Origin of the sequence: Parahoeflea olei, from assembly GCF_001703635.1 — a bacterium.
In the GTDB taxonomy this organism is placed as follows: domain Bacteria; phylum Pseudomonadota; class Alphaproteobacteria; order Rhizobiales; family Rhizobiaceae; genus Hoeflea; species Hoeflea olei.
Genome location: NZ_LQZT01000006.1, coordinates 1 through 23421 on the forward strand (window position 1 = coordinate 1; position 23421 = coordinate 23421).

At 66.4% G+C, this 23421-nt stretch carries 24 protein-coding genes and 1 pseudogene; 13 read left to right on the forward strand and 12 right to left on the reverse strand.

Features of this window, described 5'->3' with window-relative positions; genetic code table 11:
* Positions 1 to 259: 259 nt before the first annotated feature.
* The 3 genes from AWJ14_RS05930 to AWJ14_RS05940 all read left to right on the forward strand — a co-directional run bounded on the left by AWJ14_RS05930 (position 260) and on the right by AWJ14_RS05940 (position 2502).
* Positions 260 to 862, forward strand: a complete 603-nt coding sequence (locus tag AWJ14_RS05930; protein ID WP_066176314.1) for a superoxide dismutase — start codon at positions 260 to 262, stop codon at positions 860 to 862.
* A gap of 229 nt (positions 863 to 1091) precedes the next feature.
* On the forward strand, positions 1092 to 1538 hold the full coding sequence (locus tag AWJ14_RS05935; protein ID WP_066176319.1) for a c-type cytochrome: 447 nt from the start codon (positions 1092 to 1094) through the stop codon (positions 1536 to 1538).
* A 40-nt stretch (positions 1539 to 1578) separates the two neighbouring features.
* Positions 1579 to 2502, forward strand: a complete 924-nt coding sequence (locus AWJ14_RS05940; RefSeq protein ID WP_139112546.1) for a cytochrome c — start codon at positions 1579 to 1581, stop codon at positions 2500 to 2502.
* A gap of 54 nt (positions 2503 to 2556) precedes the next feature.
* On the opposite strand, the gene AWJ14_RS05945 is transcribed toward AWJ14_RS05940, so the two are convergent.
* The 3 genes from AWJ14_RS05945 to AWJ14_RS05955 all read right to left on the reverse strand — a co-directional run bounded on the left by AWJ14_RS05945 (position 2557) and on the right by AWJ14_RS05955 (position 7205).
* Positions 2557 to 3768 (reverse strand): TadE/TadG family type IV pilus assembly protein, encoded by a 1212-nt coding sequence (locus tag AWJ14_RS05945; RefSeq protein WP_066176325.1) that lies wholly within the window; start codon positions 3766 to 3768, stop codon positions 2557 to 2559.
* A gap of 204 nt (positions 3769 to 3972) precedes the next feature.
* The gene (locus AWJ14_RS05950) at positions 3973 to 6078 is read right to left on the reverse strand and encodes a S9 family peptidase (protein ID WP_066176329.1); all 2106 of its coding nucleotides are present in this window, start codon (positions 6076 to 6078) and stop codon (positions 3973 to 3975) included.
* A 122-nt stretch (positions 6079 to 6200) separates the two neighbouring features.
* Complete coding sequence (locus tag AWJ14_RS05955) at positions 6201 to 7205, reverse strand: asparaginase (RefSeq protein ID WP_066176332.1); 1005 nt, start codon at positions 7203 to 7205, stop codon at positions 6201 to 6203.
* A gap of 396 nt (positions 7206 to 7601) precedes the next feature.
* On the opposite strand from AWJ14_RS05955, the gene AWJ14_RS05960 reads away from it, so the two are divergent.
* Together AWJ14_RS05960 and AWJ14_RS05965 are read left to right on the forward strand one after the other, a co-directional pair.
* Positions 7602 to 8228, forward strand: a complete 627-nt coding sequence (locus AWJ14_RS05960) for a transglycosylase SLT domain-containing protein (RefSeq protein ID WP_066176334.1) — start codon at positions 7602 to 7604, stop codon at positions 8226 to 8228.
* A 176-nt stretch (positions 8229 to 8404) separates the two neighbouring features.
* Positions 8405 to 9280 (forward strand): DMT family transporter, encoded by an 876-nt coding sequence (locus AWJ14_RS05965; RefSeq protein ID WP_066176337.1) that lies wholly within the window; start codon positions 8405 to 8407, stop codon positions 9278 to 9280.
* 9 nt (positions 9281 to 9289) lie between these two features.
* On the opposite strand, the gene AWJ14_RS05970 is transcribed toward AWJ14_RS05965, so the two are convergent.
* Positions 9290 to 10231 carry a GlxA family transcriptional regulator gene (locus tag AWJ14_RS05970; RefSeq protein ID WP_066176553.1) on the reverse strand — a complete coding sequence of 314 codons (942 nt, stop codon included), beginning with the start codon at positions 10229 to 10231 and terminating at the stop codon, positions 9290 to 9292.
* Between the two features lie 87 nt (positions 10232 to 10318).
* Between AWJ14_RS05970 and AWJ14_RS05975 the strand changes: the two genes are divergently transcribed.
* A complete protein-coding gene (locus AWJ14_RS05975; RefSeq protein WP_066176340.1) occupies positions 10319 to 10867 on the forward strand; it encodes a cysteine hydrolase family protein in 549 nt (182 codons plus the stop codon).
* A gap of 49 nt (positions 10868 to 10916) precedes the next feature.
* Here the strand turns inward: AWJ14_RS05975 and AWJ14_RS05980 are convergent, their stop codons facing one another.
* The 4 genes from AWJ14_RS05980 to AWJ14_RS05995 form a co-directional block, all read right to left on the reverse strand.
* Complete coding sequence (locus AWJ14_RS05980; protein WP_245304147.1) at positions 10917 to 11687, reverse strand: SDR family NAD(P)-dependent oxidoreductase; 771 nt, start codon at positions 11685 to 11687, stop codon at positions 10917 to 10919.
* Entirely contained in the window at positions 11684 to 12850 is a 1167-nt protein-coding gene (locus AWJ14_RS05985) for an acetyl-CoA acetyltransferase (RefSeq protein WP_066176345.1), read from the reverse strand. The genes AWJ14_RS05980 and AWJ14_RS05985 overlap by 4 nt, the downstream gene beginning before the upstream one ends.
* Positions 12851 to 13071: 221 nt before the next feature.
* Positions 13072 to 13677 (reverse strand): glutathione S-transferase family protein, encoded by a 606-nt coding sequence (locus tag AWJ14_RS05990; RefSeq protein ID WP_066176348.1) that lies wholly within the window; start codon positions 13675 to 13677, stop codon positions 13072 to 13074.
* 200 nt (positions 13678 to 13877) lie between these two features.
* On the reverse strand, positions 13878 to 14333 hold the full coding sequence (locus tag AWJ14_RS05995; protein ID WP_139112547.1) for a hypothetical protein: 456 nt from the start codon (positions 14331 to 14333) through the stop codon (positions 13878 to 13880).
* Between the two features lie 199 nt (positions 14334 to 14532).
* On the opposite strand from AWJ14_RS05995, the gene AWJ14_RS06000 reads away from it, so the two are divergent.
* Together AWJ14_RS06000 and AWJ14_RS06005 are read left to right on the forward strand one after the other, a co-directional pair.
* Complete coding sequence (locus tag AWJ14_RS06000) at positions 14533 to 14862, forward strand: hypothetical protein (protein ID WP_139112548.1); 330 nt, start codon at positions 14533 to 14535, stop codon at positions 14860 to 14862.
* Between the two features lie 62 nt (positions 14863 to 14924).
* Positions 14925 to 15616 (forward strand): annotated as a pseudogene (locus AWJ14_RS06005) (L,D-transpeptidase).
* 151 nt (positions 15617 to 15767) lie between these two features.
* On the opposite strand, the gene AWJ14_RS06010 reads toward AWJ14_RS06005, so the two are convergent.
* Both AWJ14_RS06010 and AWJ14_RS06015 read right to left on the reverse strand, forming a co-directional pair.
* The gene (locus AWJ14_RS06010; protein ID WP_139112549.1) at positions 15768 to 16100 is read right to left on the reverse strand and encodes a hypothetical protein; all 333 of its coding nucleotides are present in this window, start codon (positions 16098 to 16100) and stop codon (positions 15768 to 15770) included.
* 40 nt (positions 16101 to 16140) lie between these two features.
* Positions 16141 to 16407 (reverse strand): hypothetical protein, encoded by a 267-nt coding sequence (locus tag AWJ14_RS06015; RefSeq protein WP_139112550.1) that lies wholly within the window; start codon positions 16405 to 16407, stop codon positions 16141 to 16143.
* A 302-nt stretch (positions 16408 to 16709) separates the two neighbouring features.
* Here AWJ14_RS06015 and betI point away from each other — a divergent pair, with 302 nt between their 5' ends.
* Genes betI through betB form a run of 4 tightly spaced genes read left to right on the forward strand, consistent with a single transcriptional unit; the run spans position 16710 to position 20941 of the window.
* Positions 16710 to 17303, forward strand: coding sequence for a transcriptional regulator BetI (gene betI / locus AWJ14_RS06020; protein WP_066176364.1), 594 nt, complete (start codon positions 16710 to 16712; stop codon positions 17301 to 17303).
* Positions 17300 to 18838, forward strand: a complete 1539-nt coding sequence (gene betC / locus AWJ14_RS06025) for a choline-sulfatase (protein ID WP_066176367.1) — start codon at positions 17300 to 17302, stop codon at positions 18836 to 18838. The genes betI and betC overlap by 4 nt, the downstream gene beginning before the upstream one ends.
* Before the next feature lies 1 nt (position 18839).
* Positions 18840 to 19481: a glutathione S-transferase family protein gene (locus AWJ14_RS06030; protein ID WP_066176370.1), complete on the forward strand. Its 642-nt coding sequence runs from the start codon at positions 18840 to 18842 to the stop codon at positions 19479 to 19481.
* Positions 19478 to 20941 (forward strand): betaine-aldehyde dehydrogenase, encoded by a 1464-nt coding sequence (gene betB / locus AWJ14_RS06035; protein WP_066176373.1) that lies wholly within the window; start codon positions 19478 to 19480, stop codon positions 20939 to 20941. The genes AWJ14_RS06030 and betB overlap by 4 nt, the downstream gene beginning before the upstream one ends.
* Positions 20942 to 20965: 24 nt before the next feature.
* On the opposite strand, the gene AWJ14_RS06040 is transcribed toward betB, so the two are convergent.
* Together AWJ14_RS06040 and AWJ14_RS06045 are read right to left on the reverse strand one after the other, a co-directional pair.
* Entirely contained in the window at positions 20966 to 21298 is a 333-nt protein-coding gene (locus tag AWJ14_RS06040) for a helix-turn-helix domain-containing protein (protein WP_245304148.1), read from the reverse strand.
* Between the two features lie 24 nt (positions 21299 to 21322).
* Positions 21323 to 21568 carry a type II toxin-antitoxin system RelE family toxin gene (locus tag AWJ14_RS06045; RefSeq protein ID WP_066176380.1) on the reverse strand — a complete coding sequence of 82 codons (246 nt, stop codon included), beginning with the start codon at positions 21566 to 21568 and terminating at the stop codon, positions 21323 to 21325.
* 86 nt (positions 21569 to 21654) lie between these two features.
* Between AWJ14_RS06045 and betA the strand changes: the two genes are divergently transcribed.
* Complete coding sequence (gene betA, locus AWJ14_RS06050) at positions 21655 to 23358, forward strand: choline dehydrogenase (RefSeq protein ID WP_066176557.1); 1704 nt, start codon at positions 21655 to 21657, stop codon at positions 23356 to 23358.
* Positions 23359 to 23421 lie beyond the last annotated feature (63 nt).

Consider the following 23421-nt stretch of genomic DNA (forward strand, 5'->3'; position numbering starts at 1 on the left):
CATCATCCGGGACGAAAAACCATGGCAAAACGCTTGACGAACAAGACAGTCGCTCTCCCCCACGGGGAGAAGGTGGATCGCCGCGCAAGCGGCGAGACGGATGAGGGGGCGCCGGGACGGGTGGGGGTCGAGTCCGGGGCGGGAGACAGGAACCTTTTTGGCCGCGCCCCGTTGCTACCGTGAGAGCGCGCCCCTATGTTGCGGGCGTGACGGGATGGCTATCATCCCGCAACCAATCATGAAAATGAGGAGAGACCCTATGACCCTCGAACTTCCCGCCCTTCCTTACGATTATGACGCGCTTGCGCCGTACATGTCGCGCGAGACGCTCGAATTCCACCACGACAAGCACCACCAGGCCTATGTCACCAAGGGCAACGAGCTGCTCGAGGGCAGCCCGCTCAAGGGCAAGTCGCTCGAAGAGATCTGCAAGGCGGCCTATGACGAGAAGAATGCCGGCCTGATCAACAATGTCGGCCAGCACTACAACCACCTGCATTTCTGGCAGTGGATGAAGAAGGGCGGCGGCGGCTCGAAGATGCCGGGCGCGCTCGAAAAGGCGATCAATTCCGATCTCGGCGGCTTCGACAAGTTCAAGGCCGATTTCGTGGCCGCTGGCGTCGGCCAATTCGGCTCCGGCTGGGCCTGGCTCGCCGTCAAGAACGGCAAGCTCGAAATCATGAAGACCCCGAACGGCGAAAACCCGCTGATGCACGGCGCGTCGCCGGTGCTCGGCTGCGACGTCTGGGAGCACAGCTACTACATCGATTACCGCAACGCGCGGCCGAAATATCTCGAAGCCTTCGTCGACAACCTGATCAACTGGGATCACGTCGCCGAAATGTACGAAAAGGCCGTCTGAGGACGCCTTGCGGCGACCCCGAGGGGCCGCCGACCGGTTCGAACCCGGCGCCCCGCCTGGCGCCGGGTTTTTTATGCCTGCAGCATGATCACGCCGCGATCACCAAAACTTGACTTGCGCGCGTGAGGCCCCATGTAAACCATGGCAAAAACCTGATGTGACCATACCTGCCCGCCCCAAAACACCGACGCCAAACCGACCCCGAGCAACGACCAACAGGAGAGACCACATGATCATCCGCACCCTGATTGCCGCTACCCTGATCGGTGCCGCAGGCCTTGCGCCCGCGCTCGCCGCCGATGAACCGCAGGTGGTCCGCCAGGACCTGATGAAGAAGAACGGCAAGGATCTCGGCGTCCTGGTGAAGATGGTCAAGGGCGAAGCCCCGTTCGACGCCGCCCAGGCCCAGGCCGCGCTCACCGAAATCCACGGCGTGGCAAGCGAATTCGGCGCCTATTTCCCGGAAGGCTCGGAGACCGGTTTCGACACCGAGGCGGCGCCCGCGATCTGGAGCGACCGCGCCGGCTTCGACAAGGCCGTGGCCCAGTTCGAGGCCGACGCCAAGACCGCGATGGACGCGGCCCCTGCCGATCTCGACGCGCTCAAGGCCGTGTTCGGGCCGCTGACGAAAAACTGCGGCGCCTGCCACGAAACCTACCGCCTGAAAAACAGCTGATGCCTGACGGATCGTGTCCGACATGCAAGGGCGGCCGGCCATGAGCCGGCTCGCCATCGGGCTTGGCGTGGCGGCGGTCGCCGCCGCGGCGACCGCCTTCGTGCTGACCATGCCCAAGCCGGTGCAATCGGCGCGGCTTGAGACCATCTCCGGGCTCGAGGGCGATCCGGTCGCGGGCGAAGCGGTGTTCTGGGCGGGCGGCTGCGCCTCCTGCCACGCCGCGCCGGGCGCGGAGGGCGACGCGCTCAAGGTGCTGTCGGGCGGCGTGCGGCTCAAAAGCGATTTCGGCACCTTCATCGGCCCCAACATCTCGCCCGATCCGGAGCACGGCATCGGCGGCTGGTCGGTCGCCGACTTCGCCAATGCGATGCTGGCCGGCGTGTCGCCCGATGGCGGCCATTATTACCCGGCCTTTCCCTATGGCTCCTACGCGCGCATGAGCGACAAGGACATCGCCGACCTGTTCGCCTTCCTCAAGACCCTGCCGGCAAGCGCCACCGCCTCCCTGCCCCACGAACTCGGCTTCCCGTTCAACATCCGCCGCACGCTCGGCGGCTGGAAGCTGCTGTTCTTCTCGGACCAGCCGCGGGTGGCGCTGGCCTCCGACGACCCCGCGCTCGTGCGGGGACAGTATCTGGTCGAAGGCCCCGGACACTGCGGCGAGTGCCACACGCCGCGCAATGCGCTGGGCGGCTTCAAGACCGATGCCTGGCTCGCAGGCGCCAAGAACCCCGAGGGCGAAGGCGTGATCCCCAATCTCACCCCGGGCGGCAAGTCCATCGGCAGCTGGAGCGCCGCTGACATCGCCTATTACCTCGAAAGCGGCTTCACGCCGGATTTCGACAGCGTCGGCGGCTCGATGGTGGATGTGCAGAAGAACATGGCGCATCTGCCGGGCAGCGACCGCGAAGCGATCGCGGCCTATCTCAAGGCCTTGCCCGACCGCCCCGACGGCTGGAAATAGACAGAAGCGCCGCCCCTCGAGAAGGGGCGGCGCCTGGCTCCCGCGTGGCGGGAGTTAGCTGGTCAGACGGGTCTTCTGCTTGGAAGCTTCCCTGCCGATGTCGGTGAACGCATCGAGCAGATCCTCGGCGCTCTGGGCATCGTAGAACTTGTCGCTTCCCGAGGCACAGGCCAGAAGCAGTTGCTTGCCGCGCGGCGGCGCCTGGAAGGCCACGGTATAGACTGTGACGTTGGCAGCCTTGGCCTGCGCGCAGTATTTCAGTGTCTGCTTATCGGCCTCGTCCGCCAGCCATTCATTGTAAGAGCCGCGCCCGAAATCGTTTTGCCCATCGGTCATGAAGACAATGTACTTCTTCGGTTCCTTCGAGCCATTCTTCGAGAAATGGGCATTGACCTCGGTCGAACTCGAGATCTGCTCGGTGGCCCATTTCATCGCGGGCTCCGAGTTTGTGCCGCCGTCGGCGACGAGGGCGTTGGTGAAACTGGTGACCTTCGACTTGTTCCAGTTCGCCGCCAGCTTGTCGCCGCTGCCAGTTTGGGAGTTGTAGGCGACCGCCCCCATGCGGGCATATTCGTCGGTGGGATCGGCCTCCTTGATATGATCGACCAGGTCGGTCACGGCCTGCTTGAGAACGTCCATCTTCGGAACATCAACGGTGACGTTCTGCGTGTAGCAGCGGTAGCCGCTCCAGCTCCAGTAGCAGTTGGTCTGCTGCTCGGTTCTGGTGCTGCCGGAGGCTTCCTTCATCGACCCCGAATGGTCGAGCACCAGCATCATCGACAGCGGCGAGCGGTCGGTGCCGTCGGACCCCGATTCGGAGGTCGCGGCTATGGTGACGTCGATCGATCTCCTGCCGGTGAACTGGCTCAGGCCCGAGGTCGTCTGCGACCCGGTTACATCGACTTCCACCTTCCAGAGCGTCGTGGCTCCGGTGCCGGTCTTGCTCAGCTTGACCGAGGGTGTGGCCGAGAAACCGTCATACTGCGACGCGTCACCGGAGATCTGGGCGTTGAAGAAATTGATGGCGTAGGCCTCCGCCTCGCCTTCCGTGATCTCGCCTTCGGCGAGCTGGCTTGCGGTGGCGAGCGCCGCGCTGTCGGCAGCATTCTGGAGACTGGTTTTCATCGAAAGGGCATTGGTTGTGTCGAGAACAAGGCTCCCGGCGACAAAGATGACGGGCAGCAGGAGGCTCGCCATCATGGCGAAATTCCCGTCCCGGCTGCGGATCATGTCCGCAAACTTGAACGTGGTAGGCACAGTGTGCATCTCAGGACCTCATATCCAGTGGCTTCACTCCCTCCACCGGTACATGGCCATCCTTAAGATATCGCTGAGAACGATTGGGAGATTTTTAAGAGTTTGCCGCTGCCGCCGACACCCCGCCAACAAGCCATTGAATAAAAAGAATTATCTCCAGCGCCCGCGGCAAGGCGCCGGATGCCTGAATTCCGCCGCAATGGTAAATGCCGGCTAAACCTTGCCCACCACCTTGAGCGCGAAGGCGTATTCGAAGGCGATTTCCTCGAGCCGCTGGAAGCGCCCCGAGGCACCCGCATGGCCCGCCGCCATGTTGATCTTGAACAGCACAGGGGCGTCGTTCGTCGACTTCTCGCGGAGCCGCGCGACCCATTTGGCGGGTTCCCAATAGGTCACGCGCGGATCGGTGAGCCCCGCCACGGCCAGGATCGGCGGATAGGCTTGCGCGGTCACATTGTCATAGGGCGAATAGCCCGCGATCGTCAGGTAATCCTCGTGCGAGGCGACCGGATTGCCCCATTCGGGCCATTCGGGCGGGGTCAGCGGCAGGGTGTCGTCGAGCATGGTGTTGAGCACGTCGACGAAGGGCACGGCGGCGATGATGCCGCCGAAGGCCTCGGGCGCCATGTTGGCGACCGCGCCCATCAGCATGCCGCCGGCGGAACCGCCTTGCGCGACGATGCGGTCATGCGAGGTGAAGTTCTCGCGGTCGAGATGGCGTGCGGCAGCGATGAAATCGGTGAATGTGTTGGTCTTGGCGCCGCGCTTGCCGGCCTCGTACCAGGCAAAGCCCTTTTCCTTGCCGCCGCGAATATGGGCGATGGCGTAGACGAAGCCGCGATCGACCAGCGACAGGCAATTGGTGTTGAAGCCCGCAGGAATGGCGATGCCGTAGGAGCCATAGCCGTAAAGCAGGCAGGGCGCCGAGCCGTCGAGCGGCGTGGACTTGCGGTAAAGCAGCGTCACCGGCACCTGTTCGCCGTCTTCGGCCGGCGCCATCACCCGGCGGGTCACATAGTCCTCCGGCGCATGGCCCGAGGGCACCTCGTCGCGCTTGAGCAAACGGCGTTCGCGCGTCGACATGGTGTAGTCGTAAAGCTCCGATGGCGTGGTCATCGAGGAATAGCTGAACCGCACCGTGTCGGTCGCATATTCCATCGAGCCCTGGAAGCCGAGCGAATAGGCCTCCTCGTCAAAGGCGATGGCGTGCTCCTCGCCGCTCGTGCGGTCGCGCACGACGATGCGCGGCAGGCCGTTCTCGCGCTCCATCCAGACGAGGTGGTTCTGATAGGCGCTGACCGTGAGGATCAGCCGGCCGGGCTTGTGCGGCACCACCTCGGTCCAGTTGTCCGGCTCCGGCGCGCCGACCGGCGCCTGCATGATCTTGAAGTCCTTGGCGCCGCCGGCATTGGTGAGAATGAAGAAGACGTCGCCGCCCTCGCTCAGCGAATATTCCACCCCGGTCTGGCGCGCGGCCACCAGCCGCGGCGCCGCCGTCGGGTCGTTGGCCGGCATCACCCAGCATTCGGAGGTTTCGTGATCGTTGACGCCGATCAGGATGAAATCATTGAGGCTGGTGTCGGACACGCCCATGAAGAAGCCGGAATCGGTCTCCTCGCGGATCAGCAGGTCCTCGCTCTGGGCGGTGCCGAGGCGGTGGTAGAAGATCTTGTCGGGGCGGTGGTTGTCGTTGACCGAGGTGTAGAAGAACCCCTTGCAATCGGCAGCCCAGGCGCCGCCGCCGCCGCTGTTCTCGATCACGTCGGGCAGGTCCTCGCCGGTGGCGAGATCGCGCACCCGCAGCGTGAAGAATTCCGAGCCCTTGTCGTCATAGCCCCAGAGCATCAGCGCGTGGTCGGGCGAATGGCCTGCGCCGGCGAGCCGGAAATAGGCCTTGCCTTCCGCCTCGTGATCGCCGTCGAGCAGCAACTGCTCCGGCCCGCCCGCGCGCGGCAGGCGGAAATGTTTCGGCTGCTCGCCGCCGGTCACGTAGCGCAGGCCGTAGAGCCAGGGGCCGTCGGGCGCGGGCACGGAACTGTCGTCTTCCTTGATGCGGCCGCGCATTTCCGCAAACAGCACCTTCTGCAGCGCCTCGGTGTCGGCCATCGCCGCCTGCTGATAGGCGTTCTCGGCTTCGAGATGCGCGCGGATCTCAGGCTCGAGAATCGAGGGGTCCTTGAACATCGCCTGCCAGTTGGCGTCACGCATCCAGGCATAGTCGTCGGTGCGGCTGATGCCGTGGCGGGTGTCGGTCAGCGGATGCTTCTTGGCGACCGGGGCGGCAGGCAGGTTTTGGAATGCGGACAAGGAAGGCTCCATGATGGGACGCGGGGGGATCGGGGCGCGGATACCTGACATAGGCCCCAAGGCGGAGCCGATCAAGGCGAGCGGCAGTCTCCCGCCGCAAATGACCCCGCGCCGCGCGGCCTATCGCGCCCCGGTCAGCCGAGTTCGCCCACGGGCCGGATCTGGCCGACTTCGATGCCGTTCCAGTTCTTCATGGTCTTCGTGGACCAGTCGGCAAGCCGTGACGAGAGTTCTTCGTCCGCTTCGAACAGCTTGGCGAAGACCGCGCCGATCATGGCTTCGGCGCCGCGGGTGGAGCCGTCCTCGCATTTGAGCGCGATGCCGAGGCCCTTTTCCGGAACGGTGGCGCAGAACACGCCTTCCGCACCGGTCTTGGCGAAGATCCGGCCCGGCGCCATGCTCATCAGCGCGGTGCAGGCGCGGCCGGTGCCGGCCACATAATAGGGCTCGGCCATGCAGGCGCTCATCAGCCGGGTGGCGGCCCTGGCGCGGTCCGGCCCGAGCCCGGTGCCCGTCGCCATGCGGGCAAAGCCATGGGCGATCCTGTCGAGCGGCGCGGCATAGGTCGGGATCGAGCAGCCGTCGGTGCCGCAATTGTCGTGGCCGAGGCTCGTGCCGGTGAGATCCGCCATCACGTCGCGCACGCTTTGCTGGACGAAATGATCATAGCCGACATAGCCGTGGTGATCGACGCCGGCATGGCAGGCCAGGCACAGGAAGCCCGCATGCTTGCCGGAACAGTTGTTGCCGAGCTGGTTGGGCTTGTCGCCGGCGCGGGCCTGGGCGATCAGCACATCCTGCTGCGAGCTCCAGTGGCAACCGCACTCGAAATCGGCCTCGCCGAGACCGGCGCGCGCAACGATGTCGCCGGCCAGCCGCATGTGCTCGGGCTCGCCGGAATGGGACGAACAGGCAAGCGCCAGCTCCTTCTCGCCGAAGCCGTAGCGGTCGGCGGCCCCCGTCTCGACCAGCGGCAGCGCCTGCATCGATTTCACCGCCGAGCGCGGAAACACCGGGGTTTCGACATCTCCGAGGCTCATGACCTTGCCGCCGTCGCCATCGACCACGGCAACGATGCCGCGATGGCGGCTTTCGACCATGGAACCGCGGGTGACTTCAACGAGAACGGGATTCGACATCGGGGCGCTTTCCGGCAGGGCTCGACACGAGGGAGCAAACTGAGAGGGTGGACACGGCGGTCCGGTCAGGGCCTGAGTGATTGCAGAAGCGGCCGCGAAGGGCAAGAGCCGTGGATAAAAGCGGCGAAGCTCATCCCCTGCCGCGGGCGATCGGTCTCCGCCTGCGCCAAGCCCGGCGCTTGTGACGCGGCCTCAAGTTTCAACCTTCACCGCATTGAAAGGGCAGAACAATCCGGCACCCAGCGGAAGAGCGGACGCGGGCTCCGGCGGGCCGTGTGGCGCAGGTACACGGGACTCCCAAGGCCGGACAGGCGGTCCTTTGCGTCCCCACCCGTCGGTGCGGGCCTAGACTGGTGCCGACCGCCCCTGCCCGCCTTTCCCACCCTGGAGACCGCCATGACCCGCAATTCGCTGTTTGCCTCGCTGCTGTCCCTGCTTTTCAGCCGGCCCGCGCGCCCGGCCCCCGTCATCGCGCCGCCGGAAACCGCTGCGCCGCGGACCGCGCCCGCTGCCCTTCCCGCGATCGCCTGGGGCGCGATGGTGCCGGAGCCGTTCCGGCGCAAGACCCTCGCCATCGCCCAGAGGCTGGAGATGAACCCGGACCACCTGATGGCGATCATGGCCTTCGAGACCGGCCGCAGCTTCGATCCGGCGACGACGAACCGCGCGGGCTCCGGCGCCACCGGCCTGATCCAGTTCATGCCCGCGACGGCGCGCGCGCTCGGCACCAGCACCGCGGAGCTTGCGGGCATGAGCGCGCTTGAACAGCTCGACTATGTCGAGGCCTATCTTGCGCCCTATCGCGGCCGGATCGGCGACCTGGCGAGCGCCTATATGGCGGTGCTCTACCCCCGCGCGGTCGATGCGCCGCCGGACCATGTGCTGTTCCGCAAGGGCTCGCGCGCCTACAAGCTCAATCGCGGCCTCGACCGGAGGGCCACCGGGCAGATCACCAAGGCCGATGCCACCGCGCGCGTCGCGGCGATGCTTGAGGAGGGGCTTGCGCCGGGGCGCGTGGCCTAGTCCCGTCCGCGGCGCACCCGGGTTGCGCATGCTGCGGCCGACGCGCCCTGCGGAGCACCCATAGCGCCGCGCATTTTTTACCTTGTGGACAAAACCGGGTCCCTTTGCCATTGTTCCGGTCCACCCGACGCTCGCTTTGCCCGCGCCCCTTCCCTGCAGACCACCCGGGTTTTTCCATGCTGCGCACCATCCTGATCACGCTGTTGGGGCCGATGCTCTGGGGCAGCACCTATGCGGTGTTCACCGAGATGCTGCCGGTCGAGCATCCGTTCTTCGTCGGCGCAATCCGGGCGCTGGCGGGCGGGCTGGTGCTCCTGGCGATCAATCCGCGCATTCCGCGAATGGCGACAATGGGGCGCTATGCGGTGCTCGGCACGCTCAACATGGCGCTGTTCTTCGCGCTGCTGTTCGTCGCCGCCGCGCGCATGCCCGGTGGGCTCGCGGCCACGCTCGGCGCGGTGCAGCCGCTGGTCGTCATCGCGCTCTCCTCGGTGCTGATCCGGCGCCTGCCACATCCGGTGCAGGTCGGCGCAGGGGTCGCGGGCGTAGCCGGCGTGGCGCTGCTGGTATTGTCCCCCTCAGAACACGCGCCGGACCTGATCGGCGTGCTGGCGGCAATCGGCGGCACCTGCTCGATGGCGGTCGGCACCGTGCTGATCGACCGCTGGGGGCGCGACGGCAAGCCGCTCGAAATGGCGACCTGGCAGTTGATCCTGGGCGGGCTGATCCTGCTGCCGGTGGCCTGGGCCAAGGAAGGCCTGCCGCCGCTGCCGGACGCGCAGGCGCTCGCCGGCTATGGCTGGCTGATCCTGCTCGGCACCGCTTTTGCCTATTACGTCTGGAACCGCGGCATCAGCCGGCTCGGACCGGGAGCTGCCTATCTGGCGCTTGCGAGCCCGGTGGTGGCGACGCTGATCGGCACCATCTGGATGGGCGAGATCTTCAGCTTCTGGCAGTGGATCGGCATCGCGCTGGTGCTCGGCGCCATCGCCACCGGCGTGAGCGTCAAGCGGCGCGCTCCGGTGGACCCGGTGCCGGTTGCAGCAAACTGACGGGCCGGATCAGGCGCCGAGCGCAAACCGCTTGCGATAGGCCGAGGCGGTGAGCCCGGTGATCTCCTGGAAGGTCTTGGCAAAGGCGGACAGATCGGAATAGCCGACGGCTTCCGCGATGCCCGCCACCGGCAGGCGGGAATTTTCGATCAGGCCCCGCGCCTTCTCGATGCGCAGATTGCGGACATAGGCATTGGGCGTGAGGCCGGTGGCTCCGGCGAAGCGGCGCGCCAGCGTGCGCTCCGACATGCCGGCGCGGTCGGCCATCGCCGCGACCCTCCAGTCACCTTCGGGCGCCTGTTCCATCTGCAGCTGCAACTGGCGGATCCGGTCGTCGCCGTGGCCGAGCACCGGGCGGAACGAGCGGTAGTTGCGCTGCTCGCGGCCGACCGGATCGATCAGCAGATGGCGCATCGTCAGCGAGGCAACCTCACTGCCGAGCGTCCGGGCGACGAGATGCAGGCCGAGATCGATCCAGGCCATGATGCCGCCGGCAGTGACGATGTCGTGGTCGTCGATCAGGATGCGCTCGGTGGCGAGCCGGACCTTCGGGAAAGCCTCGCGAAACTCGTCCTCGAGCAGCCACTGGGTGGTGGCCGGGCGGCCATCGAGCAGCCCCGCATGGCCGAGCCAGAAGGCGCCGGCGCAGACCGAGGCGATCACCGCACCTTCCGCATGGCGCCGGCGCAGCGCGGCGCGAAGGGCGGTGTCGGCCGCGCCGCGTGCACCCGACAGGTTGGGCGGCAGAATGAGAATGTCATGACCGGCCAGATCGAGCGTTTCCGGATCTTCCGCCGGGACAATAGCCTGGACGAGCGTGCGCCCGGCGCCGTTCTCGCTGGCATGGCGGGCCGCGACATCGAAGACATCGGCGAGGCCGTAGAGCGCGGCCTTCTGCGCACCCCGATACGCGACAAGGCCGATGCGGACGGATTTTGGCAGATCTGACATGATCAATGTCATATCCGCCAGTCGCATTCTTGCCAACACCCGGGCATTCTGCCACTCACCACACCACACTTTACCCGGAGACTTTCCATGCCCAAGACAGCGCTGATCCTGATCGACATCCAGAACGACTATTTCGAGGGCGGGCTGTGGACCCTGCCGGAAATGGACCGGGCGGCCGCGAACGCCGCGCGGCTGCTATCAGCCGCCCGGCAGGCGGGCAAACTCGTCATCCATATCCGTCACGAAATGGCGAGCGAGGCGGCGCCCTTCTTCCGGCCCGGCAGCGCCGGCGCGCAGATCCATGCCTCGGTCGCCCCCGGAAACGACGAGCGCGTGATCACCAAGGCCCGGCCCAACAGTTTCCACAACACGCCGCTTCTCGACGTGCTGCGGGAAACCGGGGTCGAGGCGGTGACGCTGTGCGGGGCGATGAGCCAGATGTGCGTCGACGCCACCGCACGGGCGGCAGCCGATTTCGGCTTTGCGGTGACCGTGGTGGGGGACGCCTGCGCCGCGCGGGCCGCGAGCTTCGGCGGCGTCGAGGTGGACGCCAGCGCCGTCCACGCCGCCTTCATGGCACCGCTCGCCATGAGCTACGGCAAGGTGGTGACGACCGCCGAACATCTGGCGGCGTAGGCCGCGCGGGCAGAGCCGGTTCAAAGCTTTCCGGCCCGTGCCCGCCTCCCTACCTCCCGGCGACGATCCCTGAGGAGGCAAACCCGCCGTCGACGGCGAGCACCTGGCCGTTGATGAAGCTGGCGGCGGGAGAAAGCAGGAACAGGATCGCGCTCGCCACTTCCCCGGTGCGGCCGAGGCGGCCGAGCGGGGTGTGCGCGGCCCACAGGCTGCGGTCGATCGCCGGCGCGAGGCCGGAGCCGTAGCGGGTGTCGATGGCGCCGGGCGCCACCACGTTGACGCGCACGCCCGAAGCGCCCCATTCGTTGGCGAGCACCTGGCTCATCATGATCACGCCCGCGCGCGAGGCGCCGCCGGCGACATGGCCGGCATTGGCGCGCTGGCCCGAGACCGAGGCGAGATTGACGATCGCCAGCGTGTCGCCCATCACGTCGAGGCAGGCGCGGCAGGTGATGAAGCTGCCGGTCAGGTTGACGTCGAGGATCTGGCGGAAGATCTCGGCGCTGGTCTTTTCCGCCGGCAGTTCGCGGTCGAGACAGGCACAGTTGACGAGCCCGGTCACCGGCCCGAAGGCATCGACCGCCTGGCTCAGGCAGTCGGCCACCTCCTCCTCGTCGGTGACGTCGCAATCGAGGGCGAGCACGTCCTCGCCCTCGAAACGCTCCCCGGCGCGGTCGACGGTTTCGCCGCCCGCATCGAGAATGGTGACGGCCGCGCCCTCGTCGAGGAGCATCAGCACGGTCGCCTCGCCGATCCCCGATGCACCGCCGGTGACCACGACGTGGCCGGCGATGCCGTGGGAGGCGAGGACCGCGCTCACCGGATCCGCTCGAGGATCGAGACGTAGTTGGCGACCGCGGCGCCGCCCATGTTGAAGATGCCGCCGAGCTTGGCGTCCTTGACCTGGATGCCGCCGGCTTCGCCCGCGAGCTGCATGGACGAGAGCACATGCATCGACACGCCGGTGGCGCCGATCGGGTGGCCCTTGGCCTTGAGCCCGCCCGAGGGATTGACCGGCAGGCGGCCGTCCATCGCGGTCTCGCCGCTCATGGCCAGCGCCCCGCCCTGCCCGGGCTTGGCAAGCCCCATCGCCTCGTATTCGATCAGTTCGGCGATGGTGAAGCAGTCATGGGTCTCGACGAAGGAGAGGTCGTCGAGCGAGGTCTTCGAATTGGCGAAGGCGCGCTTCCAGCCCTCGGCGCAGCCCTCGAAGGCGAGGATGTCGCGCTTGGACATCGGCAGGAAGTCCTGCACGTGCTCGGCGGCGCGGAACAGGATCGCGCGGGGGGCCTGCATGGCACCTTCCACGTCCGAAAGCACGATCGCCGCAGCGCCGTCGGAGACGAGCGAGCAGTCGGTGCGTTTCAGCGGGCCTGCCACGTAAGGGTTCTTGTCGCTCTCGGCGCGGCAGAAGTCGAAGCCCAGATCCTTGCGCATCTGCGCCCAGGGGTTTTCCACGCCGTTCTTGTGGTTCTTGGCGGCGATTGCGGCGAGGCCGTCGGACTGGTCGCCGTATTTCTGGAAATAGCCGTCGGCGATCTTGCCAAACACACCGGCAAAGCCCGCGGGCGTGTCGCCGTCCTCAGGCAGGTAGGAGGCCTTGAGCAGGTTGGCGCCGACCTGCGGCCCGGGCGTCGTGGTCATCTGCTCGACGCCGACCACCAGCACGCGTTTGGCGGCACCGGCGCGGATCGCCTTGATGCCCTGGTGCACGGCGGCGGAACCCGTGGCGCAGGCGTTCTCGACGCGGGTCGCGGGCTTGAAACGGAAGGCGTCATCGGCCTGCAGCACGAGGCTTGCGGTGAAATCCTGCGCCGAGAAGCCGGCGTTGAAATGACCCAGATAGATCTCGTCGATGTCGCCAGCCTCGAGCCCCGCATGGGCGACCGCCTCGCGGGCGACGCGGGTGACGAGGCTTTCGACCGTTTCCTCCGCATGTTTGCCGAAAGGCGTGTGCGCCCAGCCGATGATGCATGCCGTCATTTTCATTCCTCCTGAAATTTGTGCAGCGCATCATGCCGAAATCAGGTGCATTGTAAAGGGTTGAACCATTTTGCGCGACGGCAGGATGGCGCAAGGCGCGCCGGCCAGCAAGCCCCCGCCTCCGACGGGCGTGCCGCAACTGCACCCGGGACACGTGCAGGCGGCCTCGCGTTGGGGCTTGCTTCCGGCGCACCGCCTGCCCGGCCTCCGGCGGACGACGGTCAGGCCGTGCGCTTCCGGTCCTCGTCCAGGGTGCGCGCCACGGCGGGCGAGGCCTGGCAGCGGTCGAACCAGTCGCGGATTTCCGGGATCTCGGGCATGAAGGACGGCATCCAGGCAAAGGGCGAGGCGCAGAGGATGTCGGCGGCGGTGAAGCGCTCGCCCAGAAGCCACGGCCCCTGGCGGAGCGGTCCTGCAAGCGCCGCCATCGCCTCGTCATAGCCACGGAAGGTGGCGCTGAGAGCCGGATGCTCGAGCTTGGCGTAGGAGTGGATCAGCACCGGCTCGAGCACGTCGCCATACCAGAACAGCCAGGACAGGTAGCGGCCGCGCAAGGCATCGCCGACCGGCACGCCCAGACCCCGGTCCGGAAACAGGTCCGTGAGGTACAGCAGGATCGCGCCGGTCTCGCGGATCTCCACGCCATCATGCACCAGCAGCGGCACCTTGCCTTCGGGATGCGGATTGGCCGCGTCGCGGCCGCCCGAGCCGTCGGCGCGCTGGATGCTGACCTGACGGATCTCGACAGCGTCGAGCAGGTTCATTTCGTCAAGCAGGCGCACCACGCGCGTGGAACGGCTCATGGGGGAATGATAGAGGGTCAGCATGAAAATCTCCTTGGGGTCGGGGGCGTGCATCCACGCGGCCCGGGTTCGGACCGTGTGATGCACTCGGGGGAGACTAGACTTGCATGCTGTCAGATTATGGCAGCATAGAGCCTGCGCCTGTCGACCATTCGGAACGGAATCGCCTCGCGAAGCGGACATGCATCGCGGGATACGCCTGAAAACCGGCTCCAAAAGTTGCTTCAGATCGGCTGCTGCATTCCGGCCGGCGCGATCTTCATCTGCTCCGTGACAGAAGGTGCCCTGGTCACGACCACGCCCTCGGGGCAGGTAAAGCGGAATTCATACTGTGTATGGACAAGCTCATAGCCGTTCCCGATCGTGCAATCCTGACGACCGGTCAGGTCCAGGTAGCGACGGGCGGCCGCTTCATGCCGCTGCTCGGGCGTCTTCACGTCGGCGACACCCAGGGTTGCCCCCTGGATAAACCCCTGCCCCATTGCCGCACCGATGCTCGAGGTCGTCATGACGCGGTCGCCCGCAGGATGCTCAAACAGCCTGTAGGTATCGTCAGCCATCTTCACATGCGCCAGCGAGCGGGCGTCATATTTGAGGACCTCCTGCACTCCCCCGGGCCGGCCGCCACAGGAACTCAAGGCCAGCGCCACGGCCGGGAACATGACTGCGACAGGTTTCATGATCGCCCCCTCACCCATTGCGCGAATATTAGCAGGATACACGCAGTCGTCAAAGGACATGCGCGCGGGGATTGCGCCGGGAAGCAGCAGCTCCCGGGCAGCCGTCGAGCGGCCTGCAGGCACCCCAATCACGGAAACGTGATCGCGCCGCGGCATGATCGTGACTGGCGTCGTCGCTCAAAGCCGTTAGGTAAGAGGCATGTGTTTGCGTCGCCTGATCCCGCTTGTGCTCGTTGTCGTCGCGCTCGTGTGTGCGGGCGCGCATGGGGGAGGTGTGGTCTCCGCCCGCGCCCCGTCGGCGCCGGCCACCGTGTCGCAGTTGCTTGCCGGCAGCCAGACCGTGCGCAGTGCCCGGCATTGCCAGCGCGGACTTGCCGGCGCGCCGCTCTGCGTGGTGGACAAGACCGTTCTCTCGGCCGACGCCGCCATTTCGCTTGGGCGACAGGCCCCCGATCCGCGCGTCGAACAGGCAGCGCGGCTTGCGAGCCTGGCCCAAACGCGCATCTTCCGCCCGCCGCGCCTGTCCTGACCGGATTGAGCCCGCGCGCCTCCGGCGCAGACCGACATCTTCGACTTGACAGGACACCACCCATGATTACCCGACGCCTCTTTCTCGGCGCGGCAGCATCCGCTGCCCTTTCCGGCTGCAGCACCACCGGCTCTTCAGGCCGCGCGGACGCACCGGACACCACCCCGCCCGCAACGATGCCGGCCTTCTACGGCCCGGTTCCCGACGAGCCCTTCCGATTCCCGCCGTGCCCAAGGGCGTGGTGCCGGAACGGTTCTGGCGCCAGCGGGTCGACAACCCGTATCCGGAATACAAGCCCGGGACGATCGTCATCGACACCGGCACCTTCTACCTGCACCTGATCGAGGACGGTGGCACCGCCATGCGCTATGGCGTGGGCGTGGGCCAGCAGGGCTTTTCCTGGGCCGGCTCCGCGGTGGTTCAGTACAAGCGCAAATGGCCGACCTGGAAGGCGCCCGACGACATGGTCAAGCGCAAGCCGGAACTCGAGCCCTATTCGGTCGCCAATGGCGGCATGGCGCCGGGGCTGATGAACCCGCTCGGCGCGCGCGCGCTCTATCTTTTCGACAATGGCGAGGACACGCTCTACCGGATCCACGGCAACCCCGAGGCCCATTCGATCGGCAAGGCGGTCTCGTCGGGCTGCATCCGGCTCCTCAACCAGGACATCATCGACCTCTACGAGCGCGTGCCGAACCGCGCCCGGGTGATCGTCAAGCAGTCGACCCCGCTGGTGGCGCGACTCGGCGGCTGAGGCACTCCCCTTGCCCCTGCGCGGGAGCCGGGTTTCCGGCTCCTGCACGCGCGCCCTCGGCCGTGTGAACGAACAGGCTCATGTTGAAGTGACAATTCGGCCGATTGGCCGCCGAAGGCAGGGAACAAGCGCAGTCCCTGGCGCCATGCAATCACCGTGGCAGCGGGATTGGCGCTGCCCGCAACTCGCACCAGGTGGCGATGTCGGCCGGATCAAAACCCTCGCATGCGTTCTCGTTTCCGATATGGAAATATTCCCACGTCGTTTCGGAAAGCGAGTAGTATCGATCTGGGTCGCTGCCTCGGAGCCAGAAGCTTCCCGATCCTGCATTTTCAACGTCGACCTGAAAATTCCAAATGCTGCTTTCCTCTGGAATGAAGTAGCTGCCGCGACCTTCGAGCAAGCGCCACGCGTTTTGCGGAAGCCTGGTCGTCAGCGTCAGAACAATCATCATCCCAAGGACGACCAAAAAAACACGTTTCACGTTGGACCATTTCCGCGCCTGGACGATTTTCAGAACACCCTTAGTTTTTCCGGCCGGATTTGATCAAGATGAAGGCCGCGGCGATTGCGACACTGGAGCGGATTTTTCTGGCAAATCTCTCGCAACGCAGCGCGAAGCGTTTGAACTTCTCCATCCTGCGTTCGATGCGTGCGCGGCCCCGGCAGGGCGCTTTGAAGAAGTACCTGCGAATGCCGCGCCGGAAACGGCGGATCGGAACCGGCCTCAACCGGATCATCAGAATGCAGAGCATAAACCCCTGTTTTTGCTCCGTTTGTCCGTTTACCAAACGTTAATCCCTTCGGCAGGATGCCGCGGCGGTCACGGGCGATGGCGCGTCTGCAAGGGGGCACTCCCGCGCACCGATCAACCCCCGCGCTGCGGGCACCGGCGCGCCCAGGGCGACAGATCCCGCCACGGCGGACGGCCGCATCCGCCACGCCTGCCGCTGCCCTTCACCGACGACACGCCTCACGACACCGGTCACAGGCGCGGCTCAGATTTTCATTGATTGAGCAGTCAATCAAAAATACACTTCAAATCGTTTCGCATGCGCGAAACACCCGTTCCTTGCCAAGGGGAGTGACCGCGATGCCGAAAATCGGAATGGAGCCGATCCGCCGCAAGGCGCTGACAGACGCGGCCATCGAGGCCATCGGTGCGCGCGGGAGCATGGCCGTGACCATGTCGGACATCGCCGGGCGGGCAGGCGTTTCGCCGGCGCTGGCGCATCACTATTTCGGCTCCAAGGAACAACTGATCGCCGAATCCGTGCGGGCGCTGCTGCGCGAACTCAAGGAGGACGCCGACCGGGCGCTCAAGGCGGCGGCGAGCGACCGGGCGCGGGTGTCGGCGATCATCGCCGTCAGCTTTTCCGACAAGCAGTTTTCCGACGAGGTGGTGGCCGCCTGGCTCGCCTTCTATGTCGATGCGCAGCGCAACCCGGAGATCGGCCGGCTGCTCGCGGTCTATGCCCGGCGGCTGCATTCGAACCTGATGAGCGGGCTCAGGCCGCTCGCCGGCGACCGCGATGCCGAACGCATCGCCGAGGGCGCCGCGGCGATGATCGACGGGCTCTATATCCGCAAGGGGCTCGGCGCCGGCCCTGCCCGCCATGACGCGGTGGCGCTGGTCGAAGACCATGTCGAGACCCAGCTGTCCGAGCTTCGCAGGAGAACCATATGAGCACAGGCGCAGGCGCCCGCCCCAATATCCTGATCCTGATGGTCGACCAGCTCAACGGCACCCTGTTTCCCGACGGGCCGGCGGAGTTCCTGCATGCGCCAAACCTGAAGAAGCTCGCTGCCCGCTCGGTGCGGTTTGCGACCAATTACACTGCTTCCCCGCTCTGCGCGCCGGGCCGGGCCTCGTTCATGTCGGGGCAGTTGCCGCGGCGCACGCGGGTCTATGACAATGCCGCGGAATTCGCCTCCGACATTCCCACCTATGCGCATCACTTGCGGCGCGCGGGCTATTACACCTGCCTGTCGGGCAAGATGCATTTCGTCGGCCCCGACCAGATGCACGGTTTCGAGGAACGGCTGACCACCGACATCTACCCCGCCGATTTCGGCTGGACGCCGGATTACCGCAAGCCGGGCGAGCGGATCGACTGGTGGTACCACAATCTCGGCTCCGTCACCGGCGCGGGCGTGGCCGAGATCTCCAACCAGATGGAATATGACGACGAGGTGGCGTTTTTCGCGACCCAGAAGCTGCACCAGCTGTCGCGCACGTCCGACGATCCCGACGCGCGGCCCTGGGCGCTGACCGTGTCCTTCACCCATCCGCACGACCCCTACGTGGCGCGCAAGCAATACTGGGATCTCTACGAGGGCGTACCAGAACTCGACCCGCGGGTGGCGCCGATCCCCTATGAGGAGATGGACCGGCATTCGCAGCGGCTCTACAAGGCCAATGATTCCGAGCGCTTCGAGATCACGGCGGAAAATGTCCGGCGCTCGCGGCAGGCCTATTTCGCCAATATCTCCTATCTCGACGACAAGATCGGCGGCATCCTTGCGACGCTCGAAGCCACCCGGATGGCGGAGAACACCATCGTGGTGTTTTGTTCCGACCACGGCGACATGCTGGGCGAGCGCGGCATGTGGTTCAAGATGAGCTTCTTCGACGGCTCGTCGCGGGTGCCGCTGATGATTGCGGCGCCCGGCACCGCCCCCCGGCGCGTGACCGATCCCACCTCCAATCTCGACATCGCACCGACGCTGGCCGAGCTTGCCGGCGTGTCGCTCGCCGAGGTCGCGCCCTGGACCGACGGCGAGAGCCTGCTGCCCGCGATGCACGGCGAAAGCCGCACCACGCCGGTCCTGATGGAATATGCCGCCGAGGGCTCGCAGGCGCCGCTGGTGGCGATCCGCGACGGCCGCTACAAGTTCAGCCATTGCGAACTCGACCCGCCGCTGCTGTTCGATCTCGAAGCCGATCCGGACGAACTCGTCAATCTGGCCGAAGACCCGGCGCAATCGGAACGCGTCGCCCACTACATGGCCCGCGTGCGCGAAAAATGGGACATGGCGCGCTACGACGCCGAAGTGCGCGAGAGCCAGGCGCGGCGCTGGGTGGTCTACGAGGCGCTCCGCAACGGCAACTACTATCCGTGGGACTTCCAGCCGCTGCAGAAGGCCTCCGAGCGCTACATGCGCAACCACATGGATCTCAACGTGCTTGAGGAATCACAACGCTTCCCGCGAGGAGAATAGGATGCTGACTGTCTGGGGGCGCGCGACGTCGTCCAACGTGCAAGCCGTGATGTGGACCATCGGCGAACTGGGGCTCGCCCATGTGCGCCACGATCTCGGCCATGTCCATGGCGGGCTCGACACGCCGGAATACAAGGCCATGAACCCGAACGGGCTGGTGCCCACGGTGCGCGACGGCGACGGCGCACCGATGTGGGAGAGTGCGGCGATCGTGCGCTATCTCGCCGCCAAATACGGCGACGAGACGTTCTGGCCGCGCGATCCGGATGCGCGGGTCAGGCTCGACATGTGGGCGGAATGGATCAAGACCACCTTCGGCCCGCATTTCGGCGGCCAGGTGTTCTGGCCGCTGATCGGCCGGCCGCTGGCCGGCGGGCCTGAGGCGCTGGCCGAGGCCATCGAGGCGCTGAAGCCGCTCGCGCGGATGCTCGATGCGCGGATCGGGGCCGGCCCCTATCTCGCCGGCGAACACCTGAGCTTTGCCGACATGATCGTCGGCGTTCAGCTCTACCGCTACTACACGCTCGATTTCGACCGCGCCAGGACGCCCGCGCTCGATGCTTATTACGCGCGCCTCTGCGCGCGGCCCGCCTATCGCGAGCACGCGATGGTTTCCTATGACAGCCTGAGGATCGCCCCATGATGGCCCAGCCCACCGCCTCCCATTTCATCGCCGGCGCTTACGCCGAGGACACCGCGGGCGACGCGATCGAGAGCGTCAACCCGGCCACCGGCGAGGTGATCGCCCGGCTGCATGCGGCGACGCCCGCGATCATCGACCAGGCGGTGGCGGCGGCGAAGGCCGCGCAGCCGGCCTGGGCTGCGATGAAGGGCGTGGAGCGCGGCCGGATCCTGCTCCGGACCGCCCAGGTCCTCAGGGAGCGCAACGCGGAGTTGAGCCGGCTCGAGACGCTCGACACCGGCAAGGCGATCCAGGAAACGCTGGTGGCGGACGCGGCGTCGGCCGCCGACGCGCTCGAATATTTCGGCGGGCTCGCGGGCGCGATCACCGGCGAGCACATCGATCTCGGCGGCGATTTCGTCTACACCCGGCGCGAGCCTCTGGGCGTCTGCGCGGGCATCGGCGCCTGGAACTACCCGATCCAGATCGCCGCGTGGAAATCGGCGCCGGCGCTCGCCTGCGGCAATGCCTTCCTCTTCAAGCCGTCGGAACTGACGCCGCTCACCGCGCTCAAGCTCGCCGAGGCCTTTGCCGAAGCCGGCCTGCCCGCGGGCCTGTTCAATGTGGTGCAGGGCTACGGTGCGGTGGGGGCTGCGCTTGCGACCCATCCCGGCATCGCCAAGGTCTCGCTCACCGGCTCGGTGCCGACCGGCGCCAAGGTGCTGGCGGGTGCCGCACAGGACATCAAGGCGGTGACCATGGAGCTCGGCGGCAAGTCGCCGATCCTGGTGTTCGACGACGCCGATCTCGAAAGCGCTATCGGCGGCGCCATGCTCGGCAATTTCTATTCGACCGGCCAGATCTGCTCGAACGGCACCCGCGTGTTCGTGCAGCGCGGGCTCCATGACCGCTTCCTCGACCGCCTCAAGGCGCGCACCGAGGCGATCCGGTTGGGCGACCCGCTCGACCCCGACACGCATCTGGGGCCGATGGTATCGATGGCCCAGCGCGACAAGGTGCTCGGCTATATCGAGGCGGGCAAACGCGAGGGTGCACGGCTGGTGACCGGCGGCGGCGTGACGGAGCTGCAGGGCTTCGAAAACGGCGCCTGGATCCAGCCCACGGTGTTCGCCGACGTGACCGACGACATGACGATCGCGCGCGAGGAAATCTTCGGGCCGGTGATGAGCGTGCTCGCCTTCGACGACGAGGAGGAAGCGGTGGCGCGTGCCAACGCCACGCCGTTCGGTCTGGCGGCCGGCGTGTTCACCGCGGATCTCGCGCGCGCGCACCGGGTGATCGCGCGGCTGGAGGCTGGCACCACCTGGATCAACGCCTACAACCTCACCCCGGTCGAGGCCCCGTTCGGCGGCGTCAAGCAGTCGGGCATCGGCCGCGAGAACGGCCATGCCGCGATCGAGCACTACACCCATCTCAAGAGCGTCTACGTGGCCACCGGCCCGGTCGACAGCCCGTATTGAGGAGAGGTCAGGCGCTTGGCCCGGTCAGAGCACCAGATCGTCGAGATCGACACGGAGCGCGGCGGCGATGCGCTTGAGCACATCGACCGAGCCGGTCTTCTTGCCGTTTTCGATGTCCGACAGATGCGGCTGGGAAATGCCGGCGACCTCGGCCAGCTCGCTTCCGGTCAGGCCGCGATACTTGCGGTAGGTGCGGATGCGGCTGTCCGTTTCCATCAGTTCTTCGACGAGTTCGGAAGGCCAGGTTTCCTCTCCGGCCCTGACGCGCGCCATGATTGCCTGGGCTTCGAGAGAGTCGATCAGATCCTCGTAAACGTCTTCGGGAACGAGCACATAGGTCTCGCCGTCAATGATCATTTTCCGTGTTTCGCCCATCAAGACTTACTCCGTGTAGATCCCGCCGCGCGGTCCCGCCGCGATCACCAGAATGACCAGGCCCTGGTCATCGAGGATGACGCGGCCCTGACCGACACGGATGCGATAGAGGCCGGAGCCGGACAGCTTCCTGATATCGACCTCTTCTCCCCGCGCGAAGGCATCCAGTTTCGCGAAAATCGCCGCGCGCCGCTTCGGTTGCATCCGGGCCAGGCTCTTTTCCGCCGCCTTGGAATAGAAGATCCGCTTCATCGGCGAAATATAGCTCTTGGCTATATTTCGGTCAATCGCGCCACGACAGAGCAACCCCTCCACCAGAGACGAGCAGCATCATGACCATGCAAGCAGATTTCGTAATCGTCGGGGCCGGATCGGCCGGATCGGCCATGGCCGCGCGGCTGAGCGAGGACGGCAAGCATTCGGTGATCGTCATCGAGCATGGCGGCTCGGATTTCGGCCCCTTCATCCAGATGCCGGCGGCACTCTCCTATCCGATGAACATGGGGATCTACGACTGGGGCTACACCACCGAGCCGGAGCCGCATCTCGGCAACCGGCGGCTCGCGGCACCGCGCGGCAAGGTGATCGGCGGTTCGTCCTCGATCAACGGCATGGTGTTCGTGCGCGGCCATGCGGAGGACTTCAACCACTGGGCCGAGCAAGGGGCGACGGGCTGGTCCTTCGCCGACGTGCTGCCCTATTTCAAGCGGATGGAAACCTCGCACCAGAACGGCGGCGTGGGCGGCGAAGCGGGCTGGCGCGGCACCGACGGCCCACTGCATGTGCAGCGCGGGACGCTCAAAAATCCGCTGTTCCGCGCCTTCATCGAAGCTGGCCGTCAGGCGGGCTACGGGGTGACGGAGGATTACAACGGATCGCGCCAGGAAGGCTTCGGCCAGATGGAGCAGACCATTCACAACGGCCAGCGCTGGTCCACGGCGGAAGCCTATCTCAAGCCCGCGCTCAAGCGGCAAAACGTGAGTCTTGTCAGGGGCCTGGCACGGCGGGTTGTGATCGAGAATCACCGCGCGACCGGGGTCGAGATCGAAGCTCACGGAGCGATTCAAGTCGTTCAGGCTCGACGTGAAGTGATCGTCGCCGCCTCCGCCTTCAACTCGCCGAAACTGCTGATGCTGTCGGGCATCGGCCCGGGCGCGCATCTGGCCGAGCACGGCATCGCGGTCATCGCCGACCGGCCCGGCGTCGGCTCCAACCTGCAGGACCATCTCGAGGTCTACATCCAGCAGGAATGCATCCAGCCGATCACGCTCTACTCCAAGCTCAACCTCGTCTCCAAGGCGCTGATCGGGGCGCAGTGGCTGTTCCTGAGGCAGGGGCTCGGCACATCGAACCAGTTCGAGGCCTGCGCCTTCGTGCGCTCGGCGGCGGGCGTGCCCTACCCCGACATCCAGTTCCATTTCCTGCCGGGAGCGATCCGCTATGACGGCAAGGCGGCCGCCCCCATGCACGGCTTCCAGGCCCATGTCGGGCCGATGCGCTCGCCCTCGCGCGGCGCGGTGCGGCTGCGGTCGGGCGACGCGAAGGCTGCGCCGGTAATCCGCTTCAACTACATGAACTGCGAGGAAGACTGGCGCGATTTCCGCCGCGCGGTGCGGATCACCCGCGAGGTGTTTTCACAACCCGCCTTCGATCCCTATCGCGGCCAGGAAATCCAGCCCGGCGCGCATGTGCAGAGCGACGAGGAGATCGACGGTTTCATCCGCGAGCATGCCGAGAGCGCCTACCACCCCTGCGGCACCTGCCGCATGGGCCGCGCCGACGATCCCAACGCCGTGGTCGATCCCGAGACAAGGGTGATCGGCGTCGAAGGCTTGCGTGTTGCCGACAGCTCGATCTTCCCGCGGGTCACCAATGGCAACCTCAACGGGCCGTCGATCATGACCGGGGAGAAGGCCGCCGACCACATTCTCGGTCGCACGCCGCTGGCGCCGAGCAATCTCGAACCGTGGCTCAATCCGCACTGGCGCGAGACCGACCGGCTCGCCGCACCCGACTCGCCGCCGCAGGCTGCCGCCTCCTGACACGCGCACACCCCCGCCGTCGTCGAACCACCGCGACCGTACGTCGGTCAGGTTCCGGCCGGC